The sequence below is a fragment of the Anaerosporobacter sp. genome (genome assembly GCF_965301125.1).
This window is the reverse complement of record NZ_CBDLAM010000132.1, coordinates 1-11,130: the sequence shown is the minus strand read 5'-3', so window position 1 is coordinate 11,130 and position 11,130 is coordinate 1. Positions and strand designations below refer to the sequence as shown.

General features: G+C 33.0%; 11 protein-coding genes. 2 read left to right on the top strand and 9 right to left on the bottom strand.

Annotation, left to right across the window (positions count from 1 at the left end; all coding sequences use genetic code 11):
* Nucleotides 1-194 precede the first annotated feature (194 nt).
* A complete protein-coding gene (locus ACW2QF_RS13755; protein WP_455716579.1) occupies nucleotides 195-596 on the bottom strand; it encodes a PPC domain-containing DNA-binding protein in 402 nt (133 codons plus the stop codon).
* A gap of 96 nt (nucleotides 597-692) precedes the next feature.
* Nucleotides 693-1,370, bottom strand: coding sequence for a TIGR00266 family protein (locus ACW2QF_RS13750; RefSeq protein ID WP_455716578.1), 678 nt, complete (start codon nucleotides 1,368-1,370; stop codon nucleotides 693-695).
* Between the two features lie 252 nt (nucleotides 1,371-1,622).
* Between ACW2QF_RS13750 and ACW2QF_RS13745 the strand changes: the two genes are divergently transcribed.
* Nucleotides 1,623-1,787 (top strand): hypothetical protein, encoded by a 165-nt coding sequence (locus ACW2QF_RS13745; RefSeq protein ID WP_455716577.1) that lies wholly within the window; start codon nucleotides 1,623-1,625, stop codon nucleotides 1,785-1,787.
* Here the strand turns inward: ACW2QF_RS13745 and ACW2QF_RS13740 are convergent.
* The 6 genes from ACW2QF_RS13740 to ACW2QF_RS13715 form a co-directional block, all read right to left on the bottom strand.
* Nucleotides 1,784-3,391 (bottom strand): hypothetical protein, encoded by a 1,608-nt coding sequence (locus ACW2QF_RS13740; protein ID WP_455716576.1) that lies wholly within the window; start codon nucleotides 3,389-3,391, stop codon nucleotides 1,784-1,786. The genes ACW2QF_RS13745 and ACW2QF_RS13740 overlap by 4 nt on opposite strands.
* Before the next feature lie 12 nt (nucleotides 3,392-3,403).
* Nucleotides 3,404-4,318: a M56 family metallopeptidase gene (locus ACW2QF_RS13735; protein WP_455716575.1), complete on the bottom strand. Its 915-nt coding sequence runs from the start codon at nucleotides 4,316-4,318 to the stop codon at nucleotides 3,404-3,406.
* A 24-nt stretch (nucleotides 4,319-4,342) separates the two neighbouring features.
* Nucleotides 4,343-4,708: a BlaI/MecI/CopY family transcriptional regulator gene (locus ACW2QF_RS13730; RefSeq protein WP_455716574.1), complete on the bottom strand. Its 366-nt coding sequence runs from the start codon at nucleotides 4,706-4,708 to the stop codon at nucleotides 4,343-4,345.
* A gap of 68 nt (nucleotides 4,709-4,776) precedes the next feature.
* The gene (locus ACW2QF_RS13725) at nucleotides 4,777-6,075 is read right to left on the bottom strand and encodes an FAD-dependent oxidoreductase (RefSeq protein ID WP_455716573.1); all 1,299 of its coding nucleotides are present in this window, start codon (nucleotides 6,073-6,075) and stop codon (nucleotides 4,777-4,779) included.
* A 602-nt stretch (nucleotides 6,076-6,677) separates the two neighbouring features.
* Nucleotides 6,678-9,086: an ABC transporter permease gene (locus ACW2QF_RS13720; RefSeq protein WP_455716572.1), complete on the bottom strand. Its 2,409-nt coding sequence runs from the start codon at nucleotides 9,084-9,086 to the stop codon at nucleotides 6,678-6,680.
* A 12-nt stretch (nucleotides 9,087-9,098) separates the two neighbouring features.
* On the bottom strand, nucleotides 9,099-9,800 hold the full coding sequence (locus tag ACW2QF_RS13715; protein WP_455716571.1) for an ABC transporter ATP-binding protein: 702 nt from the start codon (nucleotides 9,798-9,800) through the stop codon (nucleotides 9,099-9,101).
* A 269-nt stretch (nucleotides 9,801-10,069) separates the two neighbouring features.
* Here ACW2QF_RS13715 and ACW2QF_RS13710 point away from each other — a divergent pair, with 269 nt between their 5' ends.
* A complete protein-coding gene (locus ACW2QF_RS13710; RefSeq protein WP_455716570.1) occupies nucleotides 10,070-10,627 on the top strand; it encodes a TetR/AcrR family transcriptional regulator in 558 nt (185 codons plus the stop codon).
* Nucleotides 10,628-10,908: 281 nt separating this feature from the next.
* On the opposite strand, the gene ACW2QF_RS13705 is transcribed toward ACW2QF_RS13710, so the two are convergent.
* Nucleotides 10,909-11,043, bottom strand: coding sequence for a hypothetical protein (locus tag ACW2QF_RS13705; protein WP_455716569.1), 135 nt, complete (start codon nucleotides 11,041-11,043; stop codon nucleotides 10,909-10,911).
* Nucleotides 11,044-11,130 lie beyond the last annotated feature (87 nt).

Sequence of the window (11,130 nt, the reverse complement as noted above, 5' to 3'; positions counted from 1 at the left end):
ATAAGACGAGTAGCTATTATAACTCCAGCACCCGCTAATACTATATTTCTTATTACATATAGATGCATTAAATGTGTAAGTAATCCCGACACAAGCAGAATACCTATCACCTTTAGCATCTTGCTTCCTGGTTCTAGCATATTTAATTTGTGCTTATAACTCTTATACATTATTTCTCCCCCCTTGATTGCAAATCATTTTTTACTAAACACTATCTCATCATATCCCGTTTCACTATCCTGTTCAATTCCGTAACTCCAGCCAGTTAACTCTTGTATAACCAATTCGCATGTTGTATTAATGATACAACCTTCTACCAAATGTCCTCCTACCGTAGTTAGATCTTCCTTTGATAAAGCGATGTGTAGATGTGTTCTTATCTCGCTAATTGTTCCATTTAATGATACGATTTCACAACCTTCATTAATTTCTTTTATAGTCCTTCCACTTGCATCACGAACTTTTGCTCTTGTAACACATCCCACTGCAGATAATACAACTGCTGCTTCTAATTTTTCTTCTGATGCAATCTTTTTTATCTCTTTTAATAAATCATCGCCACGATGTAGTCGTTTACATAATATTTTATCACCCAACGGATGTTCCTCCTTATCTAATTAATCCATTAATAATTAAGAAACCTCACTCGAAGTATAAGAGTAAGGTTTCCTAATTATTATTATCTATAGTATTTATGAAGATGGCATAAATCCTCTTAACGATGTAGCCACATTACTAATTGGCATCGTTTGCAAGATTACTCTTCCAGGGCCTTTTACTAAGGTATTGAAAATTCCTTCTCCTCCAAATATCATATTCTTAACGCCTGGAACTGTTTGAATATCCATGGAACAAGTTGCATCCATTGCAGCTAAATATCCCGTGTCGATAACAATTGATTGCCCAGCTGCTAAATTATATTCCACCATATGCCCATCCATCTCAATGAAAGCTTTTCCTCTTCCAGATAAACGTTGCATGATGAAACCTTCTCCTCCAAATAATCCTGCACCTAATTTCTTACGAAAATGTACGGATAATTCGACTCCAGCCTCCGATGCAAGAAATGCAGATTTTTGAACAATAATATCTCTTCCTGGTTCAATATCAAATACTCGAATTGAACCTGGGAAGCTAGATGCAAAGGCTATCATACCTGTTCCACCTTGTGCGGTGTAGATATTTTGGAACAATGCTTCCCCTGCAAACATTCTGCCTAATGCCTTTCCAACACCTCCGTTGGAAGTAGTCTCCATCTTCATGTTAGGAGACATCCAGCACATCGATCCTCTTTCTGTAATCATCTTTTCACCCGGATCTAAATGGCAGATAACAACTGGTAGAGAATCCCCTTGTAATTCATATTGCATATACATCCTCCTCTTCTCGTTTAATGTCCAACTTTAATCCTATACCAGGACAACTTTGCTATAGAACCAGTTACGCTTATTATATAATGCATATGCTATAATAACAAGAAATAAGTCAAGTTTTTGGTAATATATTCTTGTTTTACAACGCCACTTTTTATGTTATTAGAATACTTTCATTCAAGTATAACTTGCTTATTCCTACGCATACTATTTTCATATAATAAATTTATCCAAACGAGGTGAACAAACATGTCATATGTAGCTCCCAAATTACAACAACAATTTGAGACTCTCTCCATTGATTTGAAAAATGCCATTCTAGAACGAGATGTACAAATTTATGAATTAACGGATTTAATTCAAGTATTAGAGGATATCACAAAGGAGTCTGAAACGAATACCATAACCAACTAACTTTGTTCTTCCATCTGTGGTTCTAACGATAATACAAATGCATACTCACAGATTTGGTTTTCACCAAATTCACACGTTATTCGAAATCCTCGGTAAGATGGATTCGTATAGGAAGATGAATTTGAACTAAAAAACAAAGCCATATGTTGCACCAAATCAATATAATAGTTTCCATCTTTTCCGTATCTTACATCACGTTCTATAACACCATCGGAATGGTACATTTGTCCCCCACCTTCTGTAAGTAGATAATCCTGTACCGTTATCTTCGTAGGTTGTGCATCCTTAAAGATTAAGCAAATATCCTCTGTATAGCTACGTGCTATATTAGGATATTCAAACACAGGAATCTTGTCGTCCATAATATCGTGGAATTCAACAGCCTCTTCTTTTTTTCCGTTCCAATCAAGTTTGCTTCCTACATAATTAAGTTTGGTATTACCCACGAAGACTTCTAGCTTCGGTAACTCTTCCAAGACCGAATCACTGGTCGTTTCCGAATCATTTGTTGATCTTGTATAGTCATAATCCCATTGATAGTAGGGAAATTCCTCTATCTTCTTTGGTACAATATGAACATTGTCTTCTGCAATTGTAAGTGCACCGTAATCTTTTATCTGTTCTTCTTTGGTTTGTTCGCCAGTATTAATCTCCTCGATTTCTATCAGATGTACCTCTGTATCACTTACCTTTTTAAATCTCAAAATTCCGAAACTACATTCTGGGACAAAGCTATTCCTATAATTAAGATGTAATACGCTATTTAAGCTATTGAAATACAGTGGATTTCCATATTGATAAACATTTAGATTGATTCGATATGTTCCAAGTCCAAATCCATATAAAGAAAGTAATTCATACGTTCCATTCTGATCCAAATCAGCAACACAAACTTCTTCTAAATTATCAAAAATCTGATATGCCTTGTTATCATAAATCAAATATGTTCCAGCATCTGATCCATTTTTCGAATACGCACTATAAGCTAGGATATTAGTCTTATCGTATAAATCATTGATCCAATGCTTTACGATTACCTCTACCGATTTATTTTCTATCTGCTTGTTATCCGTTTGTTTTTCACCAGTTTGTTCTTCATAACCTACAACTTTTTCCTTGTCCTTAATTAATTCTAATGCTTCTACAGTAGATAATACCTCTTCTTCCTTTTCCATGTTCTTATAATTTCTCGCTATGGATATAAAAACTGAATCATCAACATTGACTACCTGAATATAATTTCCCTCATTCTTATAATAATCAAATGTATATTTACCTACAATTTCTTCTTGATATAACTGATATCCTTGTTTTGCTAATGAATCATAATAGTCTTCCAATGTTTTAGCCTTCATTTCACGGCATATATAGGTATTCCTTTCTTTGATTGCCCCGGTCCGAGGTAACAATATAGCATCTTCTCCAAATTCACCATTATAGGCAATTTCTTCATCCAATGTATTTTCTTTAGCGGTTAACAATTCTTGTGTGTCTAAATGATTATTAACTTCTCCTTCTTCCCTTTTACATGATGTTAATGCTACTGCGATTGTTATCATGCAAGATATGTAGAATATTCTCTTGATCCATTTCTTTTTCTTCACATAATTCACCTCTCATTTATTGGATAAAGAAATAATGGCTATGATTGCAAATAAACAAGTAACGATGATTGAAGCTACAATGGGCAATCTTTTATAATCAAGAATTCGTTTAATTCTAATTTTAACATTACCTCCACCAAAAGATGCTGCATATACTACTGGTTCTTTATTTGTAAATTCTAATAATGCAGCTGCGTACTCCGCCCGTCTTCTTGAATCATAGTGTAGTATTACTTTCTCATCACATGCAAATTCTATGTCTGCAAAGAAATATTTTAATGTAATCCAAACGAAAGGATTAAACCAGTGGATACAGCAGATAAGGATAGCTAACAACCGCCATAAATTATCTCTATGTTTTATATGTATCTTCTCATGAGCAATCAGATGCTCTAGATACTCTTCCTTAACAGTTTCAGGTAATATAATCCTTGGTTTGATGATTCCAACAACCATTGGTACATTTACAGACTGACTCTGATATATGTTTCCATTAATAGTAATTGATTTTCTTAATTCTCTCATAGTTATTAAGTACACAAGAAAATATCCAAATAATAATGCCCCACATACTGTAATCCACACGACTGAACCGATTTCATAGCATCTAGTTAATCCATCTGATTTTATTACAAATGGTTGATAGGTGTTGGCATCCTGTATGAAATTGGAAAATAATAATTCTGTATTATCTGATTCGTTTCCTGCTAGATTAATTAGTTTAACACTTCCTTTCGGTAAAAGATTTAATAAACTAAATCCAGTGGTTAATCCCAGAGGGCATATAAGCTTTAAGAGTATCAAGCTATACATAGCATAGATAAAAGTTCTCGGTAGCTTCTTAATCCTACGTAATCCCATTAACATAACAATCAGTATAGAACCTTGAATTGTCATGTTAAGTATCCAATAAAAAATCGAAACCATTTGCCTCTCCTTTCCTAGGTAACGTTAATCCTCTCTTTTCTTATCAATTAATGCTCTTAGTTCTTCATACTCTTCTTTCGATAACGTCTCATCTTCTAAAAATGCAGAGAAAAATGCTTTCTTTGATCCCCTGAATAATCGCTTAATCAGTTGATTCGTCTCTTCCTTTTGTACTGTCTCTTTCTTGATTAATGAGGTACAGACAAAATTAGGTTCTGTTCTTAGTATGATATCTTTATCTATAAGTTTCTTAATTACCGTATACGTTGTATTCTTATTCCACCCATATGCCTCACTCGCCAAAACACTAAGCTCTTTCGCTGTAATCGGTTCATGTTCCCATATCAGTTCCATAACCTTAACTTCACTATCAAATAACTTAACTTCCAAATTCAAAACCTCCAGACTATTGCAATAGTATATTGTCATACTATCACAATAGTCTGGAGATGTCAACTTTATACATTTGCATTATGTTTCGCTGGATTATCAATTAACTCTCCTTTATGATCGAACCTTGAACCATGACATGGACAATCCCACGTATGTTCTGTCTTATTCCATTTTAATGCACATCCCATATGTGGGCAACGTTTCATGGTAGGTGTTAGTATATTACTTACCGCCTCAACACCATTAATGAAAAGTTGTTGTTTAAGCATACTTCGATGAGGTGAGTAAACCTCCTGCCACGGATTATTCTTGCCCATAACCACATCACTTAATATCATGGCTGCAACCATGGAAGAGGTCATCCCCCATTTATTAAATCCAGTAGCTACATAGAGGTGAGGTGTTTGTTTAGAATAATGTCCAATATAAGGAATCCCATCAAGGCTCATACAATCCTGTGTTGCCCATGCATATTTTTCTGTAGCCTGAGGATAATGTTTTTTCGCAAATTCTCTAAGTTCCTGCCAATTACCACCTGTTTTTCCAGTTCTATGGTCACCACCTCCGATCAATAGCAAATCCTTATAATTACGAAAGGACATTCCCTTTTGATCCTCATCTACATAGATTCCATTTACGTCCGTTGCATTTTTGAGTGCAATTACATAAGAACGATGTTGATACATCTTTAAAAAGTAACTTCCATGCTTATTAATGAATGGGAAATGAGTTGCAACAATAATTTTCTTAGCTGTTATCTTAACCTTATCTGCTATGGCTGTATGATCCTTAATATCACGTATAAATGTATTTTCATAAATCTTAAGCCCTTTTGCAATCTCTGCTATGAATAGTAGTGGATTAAATTGCGCTTGGTTTTCAAACTTTATTGCACCTTTTGTTTCAAATGGCAAGGTCAGATTATCTACAAACTCAGCCTTAAAACCAAGAGTATTAACAGCCCTAACTTCATCTTCTATTATTTTTCTATCAGAGAGTGAATACGTATATGCATCCTTATGCTCAAAATCACAATTGATATCCTTACAAAGTTCACAAAACTTAGCCAAGGCTTCTTCATTTGACTTAAGATACATTTTGGCTTTTTCACTTCCTGCATTCTTAATTAATTTGTCATAGATTAATCCGTGTTGTGATGTTATTTTTGCAGTGGTATTTTTTGAAATTCCTTGTCCGATTCTTTCTCCTTCCACTAATACGTAATCAATCCCCTTTTGCTCTAAGAAGTAGGCACATAAGATTCCGCACATCCCACCGCCAACAATTAGCACCTCCGTATTAATGTCCCTTTGTAATTGTGGAAATTGTGGCATATGGATTTGATCCGACCAAACTGAATTCATAGGTAATTTTCCTTTCGCTTGCATAAAGCTTTAATTAATATAATAGATGTTCCTGTTATTATTACCTATTTTATAGTTTTATTATCACTGTTTTCTTTTATTTTGCATTTGTCTTAGGAATTCTGATAGGATTGGAAAATTATTAGTTTTTGTACTATCTAGATTACAGAAAATATCGGAAGAAATATCAAAGCACTGTTGCTTTTCGAATTGAACATCTGTTCTCTTTGTGTTACAATAAAATTGTATAATTGAACAGAAAGCGGATGCAAGTTTCTAATGATGCCCTCTAGTACATAAGGAGGGTGATGCCCATGAATATTATTGAAGTACTAACACTTCTACTAGTAATCTTTGCGGCTCTATCTTACATAGATAATCATAACAAAAAGAACTAGCATCCTCGGCCAAAGTGAATGCTAGTTCTTTATAACTAATCAAAAATAACTGAGGGCAATCGGAATTTGCTTCCGATAACCTTTCTAAGTAAATTATACCTTGGAGGGCTTGATAAATCAAGTCCTTCTTGTAATTTACATCTAACAAACTGAAAACCGATACTCCATAGCACACAACATAGAAAAGATGTTCTTTTATTTGATTTAATCAACTGATTTTAAAGCATCAATCATATTAACATTCTTCAGTTTTACATGCATCATAATCATTACTAAGATTGCAAACAGGAATGTAATACAACCAGATATTATATAGCTACTCATATACACATCTCTTATCATATACAATGGATCAGTCTCTGCTGTATTCACGATAAAGTTATATAGAAATTTCCCCATAACCGAACCAGTAAGTATCCCTAACAAAGTTAGAATTATATTTTCTCGGAAAATATACATAGTAACTTCATTATCAAAAAATCCCAAAACTTTTATAGTAGACAGTTCCCTTATACGCTCCGATACATTAATATTAATTAAATTGTATAATACTATGAATGCCAAACACCCCGAAGATACTATAATGAATATCAAAACTACCTTCAAGCTAGAATCACCACTTGATTCTTTTATCTCAGACATAAGTGTTACATTCATAACCTTATCCGAGTTCATTAACTTCGTCTGTATATCATCATTTTCGTATGATTTAAGATTGATTAACTGAGCATTAAACGTTACATCTTTATTAAATATCTGCTCGTAATACGTAGGTGACAGATAGATATAATGATCAAAATAATTTTCCGCTATATGATCAACCTTGACTTCATATGCATTTTCATCTGCATCATTTAGAGTTATCAAATCTCCAACAGATGCATTTAATAGTTTTGCTAACTTTTCACTGATGACTACACCAGAATTTGATAACGAGTATTCCTTCCCTGTTTCTCTATCGTTTAATAATACAAAGCTAGATAACTGATCTACATCTTTAGGCACATACATCATGGCACTTTGCTTATTCATTCCCTTTTTGCTAAATGTAATAGCTTCTTGATGAATATCTAGACTTGATTCATACTCCTCTAATTCATTTAACATCTTAGAATACGCTTCATCCTCTTCTTTGTTTACGCCATCATTAAATACAACCATAGCATCATATCGTAGTAACTTATCAAACTGCATCTTCACTGTCTCTTCATTTGATTTATTCAAAGCAAAACCAGTTACTAACAAAGCCATACAACCAGCGATTCCTAATATAGTCATAATCATTCGTTGCTTGTAACGAAATAGATTTCTAAATGTTACTTTGTAATTGAAATTCAGCCTTTTCCATAAAGGAGTTATTCTCTCAAATAAAATCTTCTTTCCTATCTTTGGAGACTTAACCCTCATAAGAACAGAAGGATTTTCTTTAAGCTCTGCCTCCAATACGAATATTGCTGCGCCCACAGTACACAGTATGGATATAACAAATGACTGGATAATATCTGATGGATAGAACTCTAATCGAATATCAGGTATGACAAACATTTCTCCATATGCATTATTAATTATATAAGGAATCAGAGTACTTCCTACTAGAATACCAATTCCTGCACCTACTATACTTGCTAGTGCTGCGTATATTACATACTTCTTAGAAATCTCTAAATCATGATATCCTAGCGCTTTTAATGTACCTATTTCTGTTCGTTTTTCTTCAACCATTCTAGTCATTGTCGTTAAACATATCAAAACAGCAACTAAAAAGAAAAATACAGGAAGTACGGTTGCTATTTTATCAAGACTTTGAATGGAATTCCCATAAGTAGAATACCCTGGGTTATCATCTCGATCAAAGAAATAATATCCCTCTTTGAATAATTTTTCTAGATATTTATTATTTTCCTCCATCTTATCTCTATATGCATCACTATATGGAGAAAGATTTTCTACATTTTTAAATCTAACATAAACCTCGGTATAGACAGGCATCGATATATCAGAACTATTAACTACAGCAAAATAATCAATACTACCTTTTCCGACTGTTGTGTTCCCTCTAGACTCCTTATCAATATACATCGGACTCTTTACAAAACCAACTATTTTATAAGTTTGTCTATTAAATGTAGCTAATGTAGCTTCATCTGATTCTATTTCGTACTCATCACCGATCTTTAATTCTTGATTATTTTGCATAATCTTATAGTCTAAGGCTATCTCTCCCTCATTTTCAGGAAGTCGTCCCTCTACTACTGTAAATGTATTCATATTACTAGTGCTTGCAGGATTATACTCCATAAATTTAACCACACTATTTTGGTTGGTTACATTAGCATCTATACTATGTGTTGCATAATAATCTAAGATAGTCTCATCATCCTGTAGTAATTTTAAATCGTCTTCATTAATTCCTAAGGTCGATACAATTTTACTATCCATAAGATGGCTCTCGCTAAAGTATCTATCAATAGCAAGTTCCATATCTGGACCGCTTGCCTTGATTCCTGAATAGAATGCTACTCCTAAAAATATAATTGCAAGTATTGATAGAAATCTTGCCTTTGATGACAAAATCTCTCTTATTATCGATTTGTTATAAGCCTTCTTTTGCATTTCGTGTCGCACCTACCATTCGATTTCTTCAACTGGAACTGGATTTTCATTTACCTCAATGCTTCTAACTTTCGCATCATTAATCCGAATTACCTTGTTTGCAATCGGTGCAATTGCTGAGTTATGAGTGATAATGATAACGGTCGTACCTGTGTTTTTGCAAGCATCTTGTAAGGTTTTTAGTATCTGTTTTCCTGTGTTATAATCGAGTGCTCCCGTTGGTTCATCACAAAGTAACAGTTTTGGATTCTTAGCAATTGCTCTTGCTATAGATACTCTTTGCTGTTCTCCTCCTGATAGTTGAGATGGAAAATTATCTTTTCTATGACTAAGTCCTACTAGCTCAAGTATTTCATCAACATCGAAAGCATTCTTAGAAATCTGAGTAGCAAGTTCTACGTTCTCTCTTGCCGTTAAATTCTGAACTAAATTATAAAATTGAAATACAAATCCAACATCATTCCTTCTGTAATTAGTTAGTTGCTTATTATTAAACTTAGATATCTCTGTATTATCAACTATAATCTTACCTTCATCACATGTGTCCATACCACCTAGTATATTAAGCACGGTTGATTTACCAGCACCGCTAGGGCCTAATATGACCACGAGCTCACCTTTTTCAACCGAGAAATTAATTCCATCATTGGCAGCGATAACATTGTCACCCATTTTATATCTTTTATATTCGTCAATAACTTCTATATACGCCATATATACCTCCATTTTAGCGATTTTTACTAATTTACTTATTAAAACACAAAATGTCCCTTTTACATCAAAGTCCTATACTAGAACCATCAACTAGACACTTTGTATAATTAATAGTACAATTATACTATATATAATTATTAAATTAGTAACAATAATCACATATTTTCAAATTGCTATAAAATGAACACTTTATTAAAATATGTCTATTTATTAATAAAAAAATCACTCAATAGTTCATATCACAAAAGCAGGTAAGAAAGGTAAATAAAATGGCAGGAACAAAGGGAAATCGCAGAATACTATATACAAAAAAAGTAATAAAAGAAAGTCTCATAGAATTACTTCAAGAAAAAGAAATCCATCAAATTACAGTCACCGATATCTGTAATAAGGCTGATATCAATAGAGGTACATTCTATACCCATTACAAAGATGCTTATGACCTATTACAGTCCTTAGAGGATGAGCTATTTGATCAAATACTAAAATATGCTTTAGAAACCTCACTTGAAACACATCTTAATACCCTATTGATTAATATTTTTGATTTGATTGCTCAGAATAAACAACTATGTAAAATATTATTTTGTAAACAAAGAGGAAGTAAAGTACTAGATCGTATCCTCTATATTGCCTATAAATTAGATATCGATAAACTTATCGGTAATCCCGATCTAGATGAGGTTCATATGGAATACTTAATTAAGTATTCCATAGGTGGAATTATATCCGTTATTCAAGTATGGTTAGAAAATGATCTAAGAGAATCCCCTTCTGATATTGTTAAATTCTTGAATAATGTAGCGAATTTTAAAGAGTATTTATAGGAGTGATGATGGTTATTCTAATAAGATTGATATATGTAAAAGTACCAGTAATGAGAGCCTTCTCGTTACTGGTACTAAATTCTTTACTTTTTCAATTTGTCCTTAATATTTTTAATCAAAGTATAAAATTCCACCAAAAATACCGATATTATAATATAAAGCAATCCAATTTGTTGTAATTTTTTATCAAAGCTACTATTTTGTGAATAATATAGATACAATGAAACCAGTAAATAACATACTGAACCAATAAGAGCTAACGTACCAAAGTACCTATTCGTCTATTTCCAAATTTTTTTGTTGGTCCCTAATTGAGGTGATTTGTACCCCAACATATTGCCTTCTTCATTTGGTGATATAAAGTGTAAAAATATTGCAAATACTATAGCAATGATACCAATAACAATATTTTCCATATTATACTCCCCTTTGAATTGAATTATTATTTTTCTTCGTTATCTTCTTTATTTTCCTTTTTGGATTTTCCACTGTCCACATATATA

Coding starts and splice junctions, on each gene's coding strand:
- ACW2QF_RS13750 (WP_455716578.1), bottom strand. CDS start 1,370: ATGCAATATGAATTACAAGGGGATTCTCTACCAGTTGTTATCTGCCAT.
- ACW2QF_RS13710 (WP_455716570.1), top strand. CDS start 10,070: ATGGCAGGAACAAAGGGAAATCGCAGAATACTATATACAAAAAAAGTA.
- ACW2QF_RS13720 (WP_455716572.1), bottom strand. CDS start 9,086: ATGCAAAAGAAGGCTTATAACAAATCGATAATAAGAGAGATTTTGTCA.
- ACW2QF_RS13735 (WP_455716575.1), bottom strand. CDS start 4,318: ATGGTTTCGATTTTTTATTGGATACTTAACATGACAATTCAAGGTTCT.
- ACW2QF_RS13725 (WP_455716573.1), bottom strand. CDS start 6,075: ATGAATTCAGTTTGGTCGGATCAAATCCATATGCCACAATTTCCACAA.
- ACW2QF_RS13745 (WP_455716577.1), top strand. CDS start 1,623: ATGTCATATGTAGCTCCCAAATTACAACAACAATTTGAGACTCTCTCC.
- ACW2QF_RS13715 (WP_455716571.1), bottom strand. CDS start 9,800: ATGGCGTATATAGAAGTTATTGACGAATATAAAAGATATAAAATGGGT.
- ACW2QF_RS13705 (WP_455716569.1), bottom strand. CDS start 11,043: ATGGAAAATATTGTTATTGGTATCATTGCTATAGTATTTGCAATATTT.